Annotated in this window: 15 protein-coding genes; 14 read left to right on the top strand and 1 reads right to left on the bottom strand. The window is 71.8% G+C overall.

The window, feature by feature from the left end:
- Window positions 1-22 precede the first annotated feature (22 nt).
- From ACH4J0_RS18005 to ACH4J0_RS17940, 14 genes are all read left to right on the top strand, one after another.
- The gene (locus tag ACH4J0_RS18005; RefSeq protein ID WP_396241137.1) at window positions 23-1,207 is read left to right on the top strand and encodes a glycosyltransferase family 4 protein; all 1,185 of its coding nucleotides are present in this window, start codon (window positions 23-25) and stop codon (window positions 1,205-1,207) included.
- A 110-nt stretch (window positions 1,208-1,317) separates the two neighbouring features.
- A complete protein-coding gene (locus ACH4J0_RS18000; RefSeq protein WP_396241135.1) occupies window positions 1,318-1,686 on the top strand; it encodes a 5-carboxymethyl-2-hydroxymuconate Delta-isomerase in 369 nt (122 codons plus the stop codon).
- 88 nt (window positions 1,687-1,774) lie between these two features.
- Entirely contained in the window at window positions 1,775-2,275 is a 501-nt protein-coding gene (locus ACH4J0_RS17995; protein WP_396241412.1) for a hypothetical protein, read from the top strand.
- 129 nt (window positions 2,276-2,404) lie between these two features.
- Complete coding sequence (pdxS, locus tag ACH4J0_RS17990; RefSeq protein ID WP_030286348.1) at window positions 2,405-3,316, top strand: pyridoxal 5'-phosphate synthase lyase subunit PdxS; 912 nt, start codon at window positions 2,405-2,407, stop codon at window positions 3,314-3,316.
- Between the two features lie 96 nt (window positions 3,317-3,412).
- The gene (pdxT, locus tag ACH4J0_RS17985; RefSeq protein WP_396241133.1) at window positions 3,413-4,030 is read left to right on the top strand and encodes a pyridoxal 5'-phosphate synthase glutaminase subunit PdxT; all 618 of its coding nucleotides are present in this window, start codon (window positions 3,413-3,415) and stop codon (window positions 4,028-4,030) included.
- 89 nt (window positions 4,031-4,119) lie between these two features.
- Complete coding sequence (locus ACH4J0_RS17980; protein WP_380612089.1) at window positions 4,120-4,878, top strand: YebC/PmpR family DNA-binding transcriptional regulator; 759 nt, start codon at window positions 4,120-4,122, stop codon at window positions 4,876-4,878.
- Window positions 4,879-5,076: 198 nt separating this feature from the next.
- Window positions 5,077-5,634 (top strand): crossover junction endodeoxyribonuclease RuvC, encoded by a 558-nt coding sequence (gene ruvC, locus ACH4J0_RS17975; protein ID WP_396241131.1) that lies wholly within the window; start codon window positions 5,077-5,079, stop codon window positions 5,632-5,634.
- A complete protein-coding gene (ruvA, locus tag ACH4J0_RS17970) occupies window positions 5,631-6,242 on the top strand; it encodes a Holliday junction branch migration protein RuvA (protein ID WP_396241129.1) in 612 nt (203 codons plus the stop codon). The genes ruvC and ruvA overlap by 4 nt, the downstream gene beginning before the upstream one ends.
- A gap of 131 nt (window positions 6,243-6,373) precedes the next feature.
- The gene (ruvB, locus tag ACH4J0_RS17965; RefSeq protein ID WP_396241127.1) at window positions 6,374-7,441 is read left to right on the top strand and encodes a Holliday junction branch migration DNA helicase RuvB; all 1,068 of its coding nucleotides are present in this window, start codon (window positions 6,374-6,376) and stop codon (window positions 7,439-7,441) included.
- 260 nt (window positions 7,442-7,701) lie between these two features.
- Window positions 7,702-8,112 (top strand): preprotein translocase subunit YajC, encoded by a 411-nt coding sequence (yajC, locus tag ACH4J0_RS17960; protein WP_396241125.1) that lies wholly within the window; start codon window positions 7,702-7,704, stop codon window positions 8,110-8,112.
- 147 nt (window positions 8,113-8,259) lie between these two features.
- Complete coding sequence (gene secD / locus ACH4J0_RS17955) at window positions 8,260-10,107, top strand: protein translocase subunit SecD (protein ID WP_396241123.1); 1,848 nt, start codon at window positions 8,260-8,262, stop codon at window positions 10,105-10,107.
- A 4-nt stretch (window positions 10,108-10,111) separates the two neighbouring features.
- A complete protein-coding gene (gene secF, locus ACH4J0_RS17950; RefSeq protein ID WP_396241121.1) occupies window positions 10,112-11,209 on the top strand; it encodes a protein translocase subunit SecF in 1,098 nt (365 codons plus the stop codon).
- A gap of 25 nt (window positions 11,210-11,234) precedes the next feature.
- Complete coding sequence (locus ACH4J0_RS17945; protein WP_396241119.1) at window positions 11,235-11,786, top strand: adenine phosphoribosyltransferase; 552 nt, start codon at window positions 11,235-11,237, stop codon at window positions 11,784-11,786.
- A gap of 117 nt (window positions 11,787-11,903) precedes the next feature.
- Entirely contained in the window at window positions 11,904-14,420 is a 2,517-nt protein-coding gene (locus tag ACH4J0_RS17940; protein WP_396241117.1) for a RelA/SpoT family protein, read from the top strand.
- A 66-nt stretch (window positions 14,421-14,486) separates the two neighbouring features.
- Here the strand turns inward: ACH4J0_RS17940 and ACH4J0_RS17935 are convergent, their stop codons facing one another.
- Window positions 14,487-15,716, bottom strand: coding sequence for a DUF349 domain-containing protein (locus tag ACH4J0_RS17935; protein WP_396241115.1), 1,230 nt, complete (start codon window positions 15,714-15,716; stop codon window positions 14,487-14,489).
- Window positions 15,717-15,831: the final 115 nt, after the last annotated feature.

Here is a 15,831-nt window from a genome sequence, read left to right as displayed (position 1 = left end):
CCCGAAGGAGCTTGAGGAACCCGTGAAGATCGGCATCGTCTGCCCGTACGACTGGGACGTCCCCGGCGGGGTGCAGTTCCACATCCGGGACCTCGCCGAGCACCTGATCGGTCTGGGCCACGAGGTGTCGGTGCTGGCGCCGGCCGAGGACGAAGAGGCGCTGCCGCCGTACGTGGTCTCGGCGGGACGGGCGGTGGCGGTGCCGTACAACGGCTCGGTGGCGCGGCTGAGCTTCGGCATCCTGTCGGCGGCGCGGGTGCGGCGGTGGCTGCGGGAGGGGCGCTTCGACATCCTGCACGTGCACGAGCCGGCCTCGCCGAGCCTGTCGATGCTGGCGGCCTGGTCGGCCACCGGGCCGATGGTGGGCACCTTCCACACCTCGAACCCGCGCTCGCGGGCGATGATCGCGGCCTCGCCGATCCTCCAGCCGGGGCTGGAGAAGATGCGGGCCCGGATCGCGGTGTCGGAGTACGCCCGGCGCACCCTGGTGGAGCACCTGGGCGGGGACGCGGTGGTGATCCCGAACGGGGTGGACGTCGGGTTCTTCGCGGGGGCCGAGCCGGACGGGCGGTGGACCGGCGGTGCGGCGGCGGGGGAGCCGGGCACGATCGGCTTCATCGGCCGGATCAACGAGCCGCGCAAGGGCCTGCCCACGCTGCTGGCGGCGCTGCCGAGGATCCTGGCCGAGCGGCCCGGGGTGCGGCTGCTGGTGGCGGGCAAGGGCGACGAGGAGGAGGCCGTGGCCGGGCTCCCGCCGGAGGTCCGCGGCCAGGTGGAGTTCCTGGGCATGGTCTCGGACCGGGAGAAGGCCCGGCTGCTGCGCAGCGTGGACCTGTACGTGGCGCCGAACACCGGGGGCGAGAGCTTCGGGATCATCCTGGTGGAGGCGATGTCGGCGGGTGCCCCCGTGCTGGCCAGCGACCTGGACGCGTTCAAGCAGGTGCTGGACGGCGGGGACGCCGGGGAGCTGTTCCCGGTGGAGGACGCGGACGGGCTGGCCCGTACGGCGCTGCGGCTGCTGGGGGATCCGGCGCGCCTGGACGAGCTGCGCAAGGCGGCCTCGCGGCACGTGCGGCGGTTCGACTGGTCGACGGTCGGCGCGGACATCCTGGCGGTGTACGAGACGGTGACGGCCGGAGCCGCGGCGGTGGTCGAGGAGGACGTGCGCAGCGGGCGGCGGGGCCGGTTCGGCCTGGCCAGGGACTGACCGCGGACCGATCGCGGGTCGCTCGCCGCGGGTGGGTCCCGGGAGTGGGGCCGGGTGTCAGCGGCGTTAGGGTCGGGCCGACCGCACCACTGTGACCCATGGGGGAAACGATGCCGCAGATTTCCGTCGATTACTCGTCGAGCCTGGCCGGGACCTTCGACCGCCGGGCGCTGGGCCTGGCGATCAACCGGCTGGCCGAGGAGACCATCGACGCGAAGCCGGAGTCCTGCAAGACGCTGTTCCGGCGGAGCGAGGACCTGGTGGTCGGCAGCACCGGGCCGGAGGGCGACGCCCAGGTGTACGTCGAGTTCCAGATCTTCCCCGGCCGTACGCCGGAGGCGAAGGCGGCGCTGAGCGAGGGCGTCATCGCCCTGCTGGCCGAGCACGTGACCCCGCCGCCCGGCGCCCGGCTGTTCACGGCGGTGAACGTCGAGGACATCGACCGGGGGAGCTACCGCAACGCGACCGCCCACGGCTGACGCCGGGCGGGGCGGCCGGTGACACCCGGTAACGTAGCGGCCCGTGACTACCTGGATCTGGGCCGGCGTGGCCGTGGTGCTGTTCGGCATGTACCTGAGTTGGACGGCCGGGCGCCTGGACCGGCTGCACGCCCGGATCGACGCGGCGCGGGCGGCGCTGGACGCGCAGTTGGTCCGCCGGGCCTCGGTGGCGATGGAGCTGGCGACGTCCTCGCTGCTGGATCCGGCGGCCTCGCTGCTGCTGCTGGACGCGGCGCACGCGGCCCGGCAGGCCGAGGACGAGCAGCGCGAGGTGGCGGAGAGCCAGCTGAGCCTGGCACTGCGGGCGGTGCTGGAGGAGCCGGAGCAGGTGGCGGCGCTGGTGGCCGAGCCGGGGGGCGAGGAGGCGGTTCGTGATCTGACGGCCGCGGTGCGCCGGGTGCCGATGGCCCGCCGGTTCCACAACGACGCGGTGCGGGCGGCGCGGGCGGTGCGGGAGCACCGGCTGGTGCGGTACTTCCGGCTGGCGGGCAAGGCGCCGTTCCCGATGGCCTTCGAGATGGACGATGCTCCGCCGCCCGCTCTCACGCCGGAGGGGGCGCCTGCTTAGGCTGTCCCCGGATACGGCCCGTTTGTCGCATCCCGTCGTCCGGGCTGGACTCGGTGGCACATCGTTTGGGTCACCCGTTCCGCCTACCATAGGGCGATAGCACTGGTTCATCTTCGAGTGAGGTCTCACGTGTCCACCACCCCCACCACCGCAGACCAGCCGCAGATCGGTACCGCCCGGGTCAAGCGCGGCATGGCCGAGCAGCTCAAGGGCGGTGTGATCATGGACGTGGTCAACGCCGAGCAGGCCAAGATCGCCGAGGACGCCGGCGCGGTGGCCGTCATGGCCCTGGAGCGGGTTCCGGCCGACATCCGCAAGGACGGCGGCGTGGCCCGCATGTCCGACCCCAACATGATCGAGGAGATCATCGAGGCGGTCTCCATCCCGGTGATGGCCAAGTCCCGCATCGGTCACTTCGTCGAGGCCCAGGTGCTGCAGTCGCTCGGTGTCGACTACATCGACGAGTCCGAGGTGCTCACCCCGGCCGACGAGGTCAACCACTCCGACAAGTGGGCCTTCACCACCCCCTTCGTCTGCGGTGCCACCAACCTGGGCGAGGCCCTGCGCCGCATCGCCGAGGGCGCGGCCATGATCCGCTCGAAGGGCGAGGCCGGCACCGGCAACGTCGTCGAGGCCGTCCGCCACCTGCGCCAGATCAAGAACGAGATCGGCCACCTGCGCGCCCTGGACCACAACGAGCTGTACGCCGCCGCCAAGGAGCTGCGCGCCCCGTACGAGCTGGTCAAGGAGGTCGCCGAGCTCGGCAAGCTGCCGGTCGTGCTGTTCTCCGCCGGTGGCGTGGCCACCCCGGCCGACGCCGCGCTGATGCGCCAGCTGGGCGCCGAGGGCGTCTTCGTCGGCTCCGGCATCTTCAAGTCGGGCGACCCGGCCAAGCGTGCCGCCGCCATCGTGAAGGCCACCACCTTCTTCGACGACCCGAAGATCATCGCGGACGCCTCCCGCAACCTGGGCGAGGCCATGGTCGGCATCAACTGCGACACCCTGCCGGAGACCGAGCGCTACGCCAACCGCGGCTGGTAGTCGCTCCCTCCCCTTCGCCGGCCCGCCGCAGCGCCTCGGTGTGCGGCGGGCCGCGCCGCGTACGCCCGTAGTAACGATCGATTGAGGTTGAAGACCGTGAGCACTCCCGTCATCGGCGTCCTCGCCCTGCAGGGCGATGTCCGCGAGCACCTGGTGGCTCTGGCCGAAGCCGACGCGCTCGCCCGTCCGGTGCGCCGCGCCGAGGAGCTGGCCGAGGTCGACGCGCTGGTGATCCCCGGCGGGGAGTCCACCACCATGTCCAAGCTGGCGCTGCTGTTCGGTGTGATGGAGCCGGTGCGGGAGCGGGTCGCGGCCGGGATGCCGGTGTACGGCACCTGCGCGGGCATGATCATGCTGGCCGACAAGATCCTCGACGGCCGGGAGGACCAGGAGAGCGTCGGCGGCATCGACATGACGGTGCGCCGCAACGCCTTCGGCCGCCAGAACGAGTCCTTCGAGTCGGGCATCGCCTTCAAGGGCCTGGACGACGCTCCGGTGCACGGCGTCTTCATCCGCGCCCCCTGGGTCGAGTCGGTCGGCGCGGGCGTCGAGGTGCTGGCCGAGCTGCCCGGCGCGGACGGGCCGGAGAGCCGGATCGTGGCCGTGCGCCAGGGCAACCTGCTGGCCACCTCGTTCCACCCCGAGCTCACCGGTGACCACCGGGTGCACGCCTACTTCGTGAAGATGGTCGAGGAGCACCTCGCCGGCGAGTAGGGCCCCGTGGCCGTGTGCTTCTTACCGGTGACGACACCGGTAAGATCTCATCTGTTTCATTTCCCTTTGGCGACGTAAAGGAGCTGGCGATGTCCGGCCACTCTAAGTGGGCTACCACCAAGCACAAGAAGGCCGTGATCGACGCCAAGCGCGGCAAGCTCTTCGCCAAGATGATCAAGAACATCGAGGTGGCGGCGCGCACCGGCGGTCCCGACCCGGCGGGCAACCCGACCCTCTACGACGCCATCCAGAAGGCGAAGAAGAGCTCGGTCCCGATCGACAACATCAACCGCGCCGTCAAGCGCGGTGGCGGTCTGGAGGCCGGCGGCGCCGACTACCAGACCATCATGTACGAGGGCTACGGCCCGAACGGTGTCGCCGTCCTGATCGAGTGCCTCACCGACAACCGCAACCGCGCGGCCTCCGACGTGCGCGTCGCGATGACCCGCAACGGCGGCTCGATGGCCGACCCGGGCTCGGTGTCCTACCTGTTCACCCGCAAGGGCGTCGTGATCGTCCCCAAGGCTGACGGCGTGGACGAGGACAAGCTGTTCGAGATCGTCCTCGACCAGGACCCCGAGGAGATCAACGACCTCGGCGACTCCTTCGAGATCGTCTCCGAGGCCTCCAAGATGGTCGACGTGCGCACCGCGCTGGTCGACGCCGGCGTCGACTACGACTCGGCCGAGGCCAACTTCCTCCCGAGCATGCAGGTCGAGCTGGACGTCGACGGCGCCCGCAAGATCCTCAAGCTGATCGACGCGCTGGAGGACAGCGACGACGTGCAGAACGTCTTCGCCAACTTCGACATCTCCGACGAGGTCGGTGCGCAGCTCGACGCCGAGTGACGGTCGCCGAGTGACGACGCGAGTGACACGGCGTCGATCGATCGACGGCGAGTGATCGTTCTCACTGCCCGGCCCGGTGGTCCCAGGACCGCCGGGCCGGTGTCGTCGGCGGGGTTGTCGGACCCGGGCGGTAGCCTTCGCAGGTCGCTCGCCTTGGGGCGGTCCTTCGCTGCGAGCCACAGAGAGACGAGGCGTGACGTGCGGGTGCTGGGTGTGGACCCGGGGCTGACCAGGTGCGGGGTCGGCGTGGTCGAGGGCGCGCCGGGCCGGCCTCTGCGGATGGCGGGGGTGGGCGTGGTGCGCACGTCGGCCGAGGCCGAGATCGGCCGACGGCTGCTGCTGGTCGAGGAGGGCCTTGAGAGCTGGCTGGACGAACACCGGCCGGACCTCGTCGCCGTCGAGCGGGTCTTCGCCCAGCACAACGTGCGGACGGTGATGGGTACGGCGCAGGCGAGCGCGGTCGCGATGCTCTGCGCCACCCGGCGCGGCATCCCCGTCACCCTGCACACCCCCAGCGAGGTCAAGGCCGCCGTCACCGGCTCCGGCCGGGCGGACAAGGCCCAGGTCACGGCCATGGTGCAGCGCCTGCTGCGGCTGGACGCCCCGCCCAAGCCCGCGGACGCCGCCGACGCGCTGGCGCTGGCGATCTGCCACATCTGGCGCGGCGGGGCGACCAACCGGCTCCAGGCCGCCGTCCAGGCCGCCCGCACCTCCCCCCTGAAAGCCCCTTCCTCCCTGAAAGGCACTTCGCGGTGATCGCCTTCGTACAAGGACCCGTGGCGGCCATCGCCTCCGGAGTCGCGGTGGTCGAGGTGGGCGGGGTCGGCATGGCCGTCCAGTGCACCCCGAACACCCTGGCCGGCCTGCGGCTGGGCGAGCCGGCCCGGCTGGCGACCTCGTTGGTGGTCCGGGAGGACTCGCTGACCCTCTTCGGCTTCGCCGACGACGACGAGCGCGCGGTGTTCGAGATCCTCCAGGCCGCACCGGGCGTCGGCCCCAAGCTGGCCCAGGCGATCCTCGGCGTGCACAGCCCCGACGCGCTGCGCGCCGCGGTGGCGGGCGGGGACGAGAAGGCGCTGGTCGCGGTGCCGGGCATCGGCAAGGCGAAGGCGGCCAAGCTGCTGCTGGAGTACAAGGACAAACTGGGCGCCCCGCACGGCGCGGTGCCCGCGCAGAAGCCGGTCGCCAGCGGCCCGGCGCCGTGGGGCGAGCAGCTGCACTCCGCGCTGACCGGCCTCGGCTACGCGCCGCGCGAGGCGGACGAGGCGGTCGCGGCCGTCACCCCGGAGGCGGAGGCGCAGCAGACGCCGGACGTCGGCGCGCTGCTCCGGCTCGCGCTGCGCGGCCTGAACCGGGCCCGCTGAGCCCGCCTGACGACCTGTCCGTTTGTCGACATGGTCGGCACCCTTGACACCATCGACATCGCCGACCCGGTCGACCCGGCCGACACCGTCGACCGACGTCATCGACACCGGAGACCCTGGAGCCCGCGAGGATGTACGAGGAACCCGCTGACCGGCTGGTCACGGCCGCCGCCGACGGCGAGGACCAGGCGGTGGAGGCCGCGCTGCGCCCCAAGCTGCTGGACGAGTTCATCGGCCAGGAGCGGGTGCGCGAGCAGCTGTCCCTGGTCCTCCAGGCGGCGCGCAAGCGCGGTGCCGCGCCCGACCACGTGCTGCTGAGCGGCCCGCCCGGACTGGGCAAGACCACCCTGTCCATGATCATCGCCGCCGAGCTGGGCGCCCCGATCCGGATCACCTCCGGCCCCGCCATCCAGCACGCGGGGGACCTCGCGGCGATCCTCTCCTCGCTCACCGAGGGTGAGGTGCTCTTCCTCGACGAGATCCACCGGATGTCCCGGCCGGCCGAGGAGATGCTCTACATGGCGATGGAGGACTTCCGGGTCGACGTGATCGTCGGCAAGGGCCCGGGCGCGACCGCCATCCCGCTGGAGCTGCCGCCCTTCACCCTGGTCGGCGCCACCACCCGGGCCGGCCTGCTGCCGCCGCCGCTGCGCGACCGCTTCGGCTTCACCGGGCACATGGAGTTCTACGCCCCGGCCGAGCTGCAGCGGGTCGTGCACCGCTCGGCCACGCTGCTGGACGTGGAGATAGACCCGGCCGGCGCGGCCGAGATCGCCGGGCGCTCGCGCGGCACCCCGCGCATCGCCAACCGGTTGCTGCGCCGGGTCCGCGACTACGCCCAGGTCCGGCACGACGGTGTGGTCACGGCCGAGATCGCCGGCCAGGCGCTGGACGTCTACGAGGTGGACGCCCGCGGTCTGGACCGGCTGGACCGCGCGGTGCTGGACGCCCTGCTGCGGCTGTTCGGCGGCGGCCCGGTCGGTTTGTCGACACTCGCGGTCGCCGTGGGGGAGGAGGCGGAGACGGTCGAGGAGGTGGCGGAGCCCTTCCTGGTCCGCGAGGGCCTGCTCGCCCGCACCCCGCGCGGGCGGATCGCCACCGCCGCGGCCTGGCAGCACCTGGGGATGACCCCGCCGGTCCAGACCACGCGCGGGAGCGTGCCACCCCAGCCGGAGCTCTTCCCGGCGGACGGAAGTTGACCCGGCTGGGCTGAACGGGTGAGAGGTGGCCGCCGGTTCCCGGCCTGCCCCGGTGCCGAGCCCCTTGGAGATGCCAGGGTGGAAGTCCGGGGAAACCGTGCAGGCGGAGGGTCGCCACTTTCGGCGGCAGGATGCGATGCTTGGCGTTGTCCGATCAGTTCGGGGTCGCCTAGACTCCGCCGGACCGCCCCTCTCACCTGACGGGCCGACCCATACCACACAGGCCGCCGGCCGGCGGCCCGTAAAGGACCCTGGCTGCAGTGAACCTCATCATCCTTCTCCTCCCGATCATCGCGATCGTGCTCATGTTCCGGTCGCAGAAGAAGCGCCAGTCGCAGATGCAGCAGATGCAGACGGCGCTGGAGCCCGGGGCGGGAGTGCGCACCATCGGCGGCCTGTACGCCCAGGTGAAGGCGGTCAACGACGAGACCGTCGAGCTGGAGATCGCTCCCGGCGTGGTCACCCACTTCACGAAGAGCGCCATCGCGGCCGTCCTGGACCCCCAGGAGTACGACGCGATCATCAACGGTCGCCCCGAGGACGACGAGCTGTCCGAGCCGGAGGCCGAGGACGTCACCGACGCCGCGCCGGCCGAGGACAAGCCGCTGTCGCTCACCAAGGACAGCGCCGAGAAGGGCGACGCCGAGGGCGGGGCTCCCGCGAGCAAGTAGTACGGACGGGCAACCCGCCCGTCCGCGCGGCGCAGTGCCGCGAGCCCACAGGACCTCAGGGCCGCAGAACCACCATGCCCCCGTCCCGCCACGAGCCGGACGGGGGTCCGGTCGGGGAGGTGGCATGGACAGGGAGAAACGAGCAAGGTGGCAACACCCAAGTCGCGCCCGCGCGACGGCTACCCAGGGCGGGCGCTGGCCCTCATCCTGGTCGTCACCGTCGGACTGGTCGCCCTCATGTTCGGGACGGGCAACACCAAGCCCCGGCTCGGTATCGACCTCGCCGGTGGCACCAGCATCACGCTGACCGCGAAGTCGACCGATCCCAAGGCGGTCAACAAGTCCAACATGGACATCGCCACCGGGATCATCGAGCGCCGGGTCAACGGAATGGGTGTCTCCGAGGCGGAGGTCCAGACCCAGGGCTCGGACACGATCATCGTGAACATCCCCAAGGGCGGCGACCGGCAGAACGCGGCGGACCAGGTCGGTACCACCGCGAAGCTGTTCTTCCGTCCGGTCCTGGCCGTGGCGCCCAGCGGCATCACCGCGCCGGCGCCCACCGGCACCCCGTCCGCCGGCGCCTCCGGCAGCCCGAGCGCCGCCCCCTCGGGCAGCGCCACCCCGTCGGCCCCGGCCGGCGCGAGTTCCTCCGCGAGCCACGCGCCGACCGCCTCCGCGAGCGCCACCAAGCAGGGCCGTTCCGTCGGTGAGGCGCTGGCCGCCGAGGCCGCCAGCCCGTCGGCCGCCGCCACGGGCGCGAGCACCGCTCCGTCCGCCGCCGCCTCCGGCTCGGCCGCCCCGTCCGCCTCCGGCGCCCCGAGTGCCCAGGCCACCCAGCCGAGCGCCGCCGACCTGAGCGCCGCGATGACCCAGGGCACCGTCCCGCCGGAGCTGCAGGCCGCCTTCGCGAACCTCGACTGCTCCAAGCCCGAGGTCCGCGCGGCGCAGACCGGCGCCGACGACAAGGCCATGGTCGCCTGCTCGCAGAAGCCCGAGAACGGCTACTACGAGAAGCTGGCCCTCGGCCCCGCGGCCGTGAAGGGCTCGGACGTCTCGAAGGCCCAGCCGAGCCTGGACACCCAGACCGGTGCCGGCTGGCAGGTGCAGCTGCAGTTCAACGGCACCGGCACCGACGCCTTCGCCAAGGTCACCGGTCAGCTGGCCACCCAGGCCCCGCCGACCAACCAGTTCGCCATCGTGCTGGACAACCAGGTCGTCTCGCACCCGCAGGTCAACGGCGCGATCCCGGGCGGCAGCGCGGTCATCACCGGCCGCTTCAGCCAGGCCGAGGCGCAGGACCTGTCCAACGTGCTGAGCTACGGCGCCCTGCCGCTGGAGTTCGCCAAGAGCGACATCACCACCGTCTCCCCGGCGCTGGGCAGTGACCAGCTCAAGGCCGGTCTGGTGGCCGGCGCGATCGGCATGCTGCTGGTCGTCGCCTACTCGCTGGTCTACTACCGCGGCCTCGGACTGGTCTCGATCGCCGGTCTGGTCGTCTCGGCGGCCCTGACCTACTCGATCATGAGCCTGCTCGGCGGCGGGATCGGCTTCGCGCTGAACCTGCCGGCGGTCTGCGGCGCGATCGTCGCGATCGGTATCACCGCCGACTCCTTCATCGTGTACTTCGAGCGCATCCGCGACGAGGTCCGCGAGGGCGCCCCGCTGCGCCCGGCGGTCCAGCGGGCCTGGCCGCGCGCGCGGCGCACCATCCTGGTCTCGGACTTCGTGTCCTTCCTCTGTGCCGCCGTGCTCTACGTGGTGTCGGTCGGCAAGGTCCAGGGCTTCGCGTTCACCCTGGGTCTGACCACCGCGCTCGACGTCGTGGTGATCTTCCTCTTCACCAAGCCGCTGATCACGCTGCTGGCCCGGCGCAAGTTCTTCTCCGACGGCCACCCGTGGTCCGGCCTGGACCCCAAGCGGCTGGGCGCCCGCCCGCCGCTGCGCAGCAGCCGTCGTCGTAGCCCCTCCTCTGCCGCCGTGAAGGAGGCCTGACACCGTGTCGCGCTTCTCCAATCTGGGCCACCGGCTCTACCAGGGCGAGGTCAGCTTCGACTTCGTCGGGCGCCGCAAGCTCTGGTACTCCATCTCCGGCGTGATCGTGCTGGTCGCGGCGATCGGCCTGGCCATGGGCCTGCACCTGGGCATCGAGTTCAAGGGCGGCTCGGTCTACACCGTGACCAAGCCGGGCCTGACGGTCTCGCAGGCGCAGGAGAAGGCCGACCAGGTCACCTCCTCGCACCCGCTGGTGCAGTCGACCGACAACAACAAGATCCGTATCCAGGTCAGCACCGACGAGCCGAAGAGCTCCGACGAGGTCCGCTCCCAGCTCGCCGAGAAGATCGGCGTGCCGCTGGACACCGTCGAGGCCCAGGTCATCGGCCCCAGCTGGGGCAAGCAGATCTCCAACAAGGCGATCACCGGCCTGATCATCTTCATGGTCCTGGTGACGGTCTACCTGGCGATCGCCTTCGAGTGGCGGATGGCGGTGGCCGCCCTGGTCGCCCTGATCCACGACCTCCTGATCACCATCGGCGTCTACGCCCTGGTGGGCTTCGAGGTCACCCCCGGTACGGTGATCGGCTTCCTGACGATCCTCGGGTACTCGCTCTACGACACGGTCGTCGTTTTCGACACCGTGAAGGAGAACACCAAGGGGCTCACCAAGCAGAACAAGCTCACCTACAGCGAGGCGGCCAACGCCGGCCTCAACCAGACCCTGGTGCGCTCGCTCAACACCACCGTGGTGGCGCTGCTGCCGGTCGCCGCGCTGCTGTTCATCGGCGGCGGTCTCCTGGGCGCCGGCACCCTGAACGACATCTCACTCGCGCTGTTCATCGGCCTCGCGGCCGGTGCCTACTCCTCGATCTGCGTCGCCACCCCGCTGCTGGCGCAGCTCAAGGAGGAGCAGCCGGAGATGAAGGCGCTGCGCAAGCGCGTCCTGCAGCACCGGGCCGCGGCCGCCAAGGCGGAGGCCTCGGACGCGGTGGCGACGGACGAGGTCGCGGACGAGGACCAGCCTGCGGGTATGGTCGGTCAGCGCGGCCGGTCGGCCGGCACCTCGCGTGCCAAGGGCCGTCCGTCCACCAAGCGCTGAACCCGAACCGAAGGAACCCACCACCGTGACCACCGTCGACACCGCACTGGCCGAGCTGCTGAACAGCCGGATCCGGGACGTCCCGGACTACCCGAAGCCGGGTGTGCTGTTCAAGGACATCGCGCCGCTGCTCGCCGACGCCGGGGCCTTCGGCGCCCTCACCCGGGCGCTGGCGGACCGGGCGGAGGAGCTCGGGGCGACCAAGGTGGTGGGGCTGGAGGCGCGCGGCTTCGTGCTGGCGGCCCCGGCGGCCTTCGCGGCCGGGCTCGGCTTCGTGCCGATCCGCAAGCAGGGCAAGCTGCCCGGCGAGGTGTTCCGGCGCTCGTACGAGCTGGAGTACGGCTCGGCGACGCTGGAGGTCCAGTGCGACGCCTTCGCACCCGGTGAGCGGGTGCTGGTGGTGGACGACGTGCTGGCCACCGGCGGCACCATCGGTGCCTCGCTGGACCTGGTGAAGGAGGCCGGCGCCGAGCTGGCGGGCGTCGTGGTGCTGATGGAGCTCGGCTTCCTGGACGGCCGCGAGCGGCTGGCCGGGCACCTGGGCGGTGCTCCGCTGGAGACGCTGGTCACGGTCTAGGGACGGGCCCCATGGGGCTCCGGAACGGGCTCCGGGGACGGCGGTCGGATCATCTGGCCGCCGTCCTTCCGTATCCGGGCCCGGCCGGATGAACGCCGGGCCGCCGGGCTCGGTACCATGAAGATTCATCCCCTCCCGGTTGTGCCCGGACGTCACGGGCCCGGCGGGGGGTCGGCCCCGGTGCCCCGAGGAGTGTCCTTGCCCGACGAGGTTGTGCCCACGGCCGCAGCGGCCGCCCCCGAGAACCGTCCCACGCCCCCGGGGGCCACACCGGCACGCCCGACGCCGACCTCCTCGCGTCCCTCCGCCCCGCTCGGCCGCGGCTCCGGCAGCGGCGGCGGCATGCGCGCCCGGCTGGCCCGCCTCGGCGGCCAGCGCTCCAGCGTGCTGAACCCCGTCCTGGAGCCGCTGTTCCGCTCGATCCGGGCGAACGACCCCAAGGCCGACCCGGCGCTGCTGCGCGACATCGAGCGCGCCTACGCCGTCGCCGAGAAGTGGCACCGCGGGCAGAAGCGCAAGAGCGGCGACCCGTACATCACCCACCCGCTGGCCGTCGCCACCATCCTCGCCGAACTCGGCATGGACGCCCCGACGCTGATGGCCGGGCTGCTGCACGACACCGTCGAGGACACCGACTACGGGCTGGAGACCCTGCGCAAGGACTTCGGCGACTCGGTGGCCCTGCTGGTCGACGGCGTCACCAAGCTGGACCGGGTCAAGTTCGGCGAGGCCGCGCAGGCGGAGACCGTCCGCAAGATGGTCGTGGCGATGGCCAAGGACCCGCGGGTCCTGGTGATCAAGCTGGCCGACCGCCTGCACAACATGCGCACGATGCGCTACCTCAAGCGGGAGAAGCAGGAGAAGAAGGCCCGCGAGACGCTGGAGATCTACGCCCCGCTGGCGCACCGGCTGGGCATGAACACCATCAAGTGGGAGCTGGAGGACCTCGCCTTCGCGATCCTCTACCCCAAGATGTACGACGAGATCGTCCGGCTGGTCGCCGAGCGCGCCCCCAAGCGGGACGAGTACCTGGCGACCGTCATCGACCAGGTCCAGGCGGACCTGCGCGGCGCCCGGATCACCGCCTCCGTCACCGGCCGGCCGAAGCACTACTACTCGGTCTACCAGAAGATGATCGTCCGGGGCCGGGACTTCGCCGAGATCTACGACCTGGTGGGCATCCGGGTCCTGGTCGACACCGTCCGCGACTGCTACGCGGCGCTGGGCACCATCCACGCGCGGTGGAACCCGGTGCCGGGGCGGTTCAAGGACTACATCGCGATGCCCAAGTTCAACATGTACCAGTCGCTGCACACCACGGTGATCGGTCCCGGCGGCAAGCCCGTCGAACTCCAGATCCGCACCTTCGACATGCACCGGCGGGCCGAGTACGGCATCGCCGCGCACTGGAAGTACAAGCAGCGCGCGGTCGCCGGGGCCTCCAAGGTCCGCACCGACACCCCGACCCAGGTCCGCAAGGACGACAAGGCCGGCGCCGTCAACGAGATGGCCTGGCTGCGGCAGCTGCTGGACTGGCAGAAGGAGACCGCCGACCCGGGCGAGTTCCTGGAGTCGCTGCGCTTCGACCTGGCCAGCAACGAGGTCTTCGTCTTCACCCCCAAGGGTGACGTGATAGCGCTGCCGGCCGGCGCCACCCCGGTGGACTTCGCCTTCGCGGTCCACACCGAGGTCGGCTACCGGACCATAGGGGCCCGGGTCAACGGGCGGCTGGTGCCGCTGGAGTCGACCCTGGAGAACGGCGACACCGTCGAGGTGTTCACCTCCAAGGCGGAGAACGCCGGCCCCTCCCGCGACTGGCTGGGCTTCGTCAAGTCGCCGCGCGCCCGCAACAAGATCCGCGCCTGGTTCTCCAAGGAGCGCCGCGAGGAGGCGATCGAGCACGGCAAGGAGGCGATCGTCCGGGCGATGCGCAAGCAGGGCCTGCCGATCCAGCGGATCCTGACCGGCGACTCGCTGGTCACCCTGGCCCACGAGATGCGCTACCCCGACATCTCCTCGCTCTACGCCGCCATCGGCGAGGGCCACGTCGCAGCGCAGAACATCGTCCAGAAGCTGGTCCAGGCGCTCGGCGGCGAGGAGGGCGCGACCGAGGACCTCGCCGAGACGGCCACCCCGACCCATGACAACCGCCGGGCGGTGCGCCGCCGGGCCAAGGGCGACCCGGGCGTGATCGTCAAGGGCGTCGAGGACGTCTGGGTCAAGCTGTCCCGCTGCTGCACCCCGGTGCCGGGCGACCCGATCGTCGGCTTCGTCACCCGCGGCAACGGCGTCTCGGTGCACCGCGCCGACTGCGTCAACGTCGAGTCGCTGAGCCAGCAGCCCGAGCGCATGATCGACGTCGAGTGGGCGGCCACCCAGTCCTCGGTGTTCCTGGTGGCCATCCAGGTCGAGGCGCTGGACCGCTCCCGGCTGCTCTCGGACGTCACCCGGGTGCTCTCCGACCAGCACGTCAACATCCTGTCGGCGGCGGTCCAGACCTCCCGGGACCGGGTGGCGATGAGCCGCTTCACCTTCGAGATGGGCGACCCGAAGCACCTGGGCCACGTGCTCAAGGCGGTGCGCGGCGTCGAGGGCGTCTACGACGTCTACCGGGTCACCTCGGCCCGCAAGTGACCAGGGCATGAGGAAGGCCCCCGGGGCGCTCCCCGGGGGCCTTCGCCGTTCAGTCGGTCGGCCGGATCAGCCGCTGAACTCCTCCTGGCTCTTGTGCGCCTGCTCCAGCAGGGTCTGCACGCCGGCCAGCTCGGACTCCAGCTTGGCGGCCTTGCCGGCGTTGCCGACCGCGCGGGCCTTGTCCAGGTCGGCCTGGAGCTTGTCGGCCTTCGCCTGGAACAGGCCCACCATGCCGGCCGCACGGGCCTTGGCCTCCGGGTTGGAGCGCTTCCACTCGGCGTCCTCGGCCTCGCGGATGGCCCGCTCGACCGCGTTGAGCCGGCCGTCCAGCTTCGGACGGACGTCGCGCGGCACGTGGCCGATGGCCTCCCAGCGCTCGTTGACCTCGCGCAGCGCGGCCTTGGCGGCCTTCAGGTCGGTGATCGGCAGGATCGCCTCGGCCTCGGCGGCCAGCGCCTCCTTGAGCTTCTGGTTCTCCACCTGCTCGGCGTCCCGCTCGCTGAACACCGCGGAACGGGCCTGGAAGAAGACGTCCTGCGCACCGCGGAACCGCGCCCACAGCTCGTCCTCGACGTCCCGCTGCGCCCGGCCGGCGGCCTTCCAGCGCGCCATCAGGTCGCGGTAGGCGGCCGCGGTGGTGCCCCAGTCGGTGGACGAGGACAGCGCCTCGGCCTCGGAGACCAGCGACTCCTTGGTCTGCCGGGCCTGCTCGCGCTCGGCGTCCAGCGTCGCGAAGTGCGCCTTGCGGTGCTTGGAGAAGACCGAGCGGGCGTGCGAGAAGCGGTGCCACAGCTCGTCGTCGCTCTTGCGGTCGAGCCGCGGCAGGCCCTTCCAGGTGTCCACCAGGGCGCGCAGCCGGTCCCCGGCCTCCCGCCACTGGGTGGACTCGGCGAGCTGCTCGGCCTCGGAGACCAGCGCCTCCTTGGCGGCGCGCGTCTCGTCCTGGGCCTTGGCGCGGGCGGCCTTGCGCTCCTCCCGCCGGCTCTCGATCTCACCGGCGAGCGTGTCCAGCCGCTTGGCCAGCGCGTCCAGGTCGCCCACCGCGTGCCCCTCGGTCACCTGCGCGCGGAGGTGCTCCAGCGCGGTCTGGGCGTCCTTGGCGGCCAGGTCGGTGGTGCGCACCCGCTTCTCCAGCAGGCCGATCTCCACCTCGATGCCCTGGTACTTGCGCTCGAAGTAGGCGAGGGCCTCCTCGGGCGAGCCGGCCTGCCAGGAACCGACCACGCGTTCGCCGTCGGCCGTCCTGACGTACACCGTGCCCTGCTCGTCCACACGGCCCCACGGGTCGCTGCTCATAGCGCGTCCTCCACATGACGTCGCGCCCGCGCCGGGGCGGCGCGCGTCCGTCGTCCACAGTTGATGTGCGGCGGACCGATGAGCCCGCCGTCCCCGTCCGCCGTGTCCTGCTGCC

The sequence above is a fragment of the Kitasatospora sp. NPDC017646 genome (assembly GCF_044329365.1).
Classification (GTDB): Bacteria; Actinomycetota; Actinomycetes; order Streptomycetales; family Streptomycetaceae; genus Kitasatospora.
The sequence above is the reverse complement of the archived record's forward strand: the minus strand, read 5'-3'. Positions and strand labels throughout refer to the sequence as shown.

What these genes read in the sequence shown, in the direction of transcription:
- ACH4J0_RS18000 (WP_396241135.1), top strand. Translation starts at nt 1,318, where the DNA reads ATGCCGCAGATTTCCGTCGATTACTCGTCGAGCCTGGCCGGGACCTTC.
- ACH4J0_RS17980 (WP_380612089.1), top strand. Translation starts at nt 4,120, where the DNA reads ATGTCCGGCCACTCTAAGTGGGCTACCACCAAGCACAAGAAGGCCGTG.
- ruvB (WP_396241127.1), top strand. Translation starts at nt 6,374, where the DNA reads ATGTACGAGGAACCCGCTGACCGGCTGGTCACGGCCGCCGCCGACGGC.
- ACH4J0_RS17940 (WP_396241117.1), top strand. Translation starts at nt 11,904, where the DNA reads ATGAAGATTCATCCCCTCCCGGTTGTGCCCGGACGTCACGGGCCCGGC.
- ACH4J0_RS17935 (WP_396241115.1), bottom strand. Translation starts at nt 15,716, where the DNA reads ATGAGCAGCGACCCGTGGGGCCGTGTGGACGAGCAGGGCACGGTGTAC.
- ACH4J0_RS17995 (WP_396241412.1), top strand. Translation starts at nt 1,775, where the DNA reads ATGTACCTGAGTTGGACGGCCGGGCGCCTGGACCGGCTGCACGCCCGG.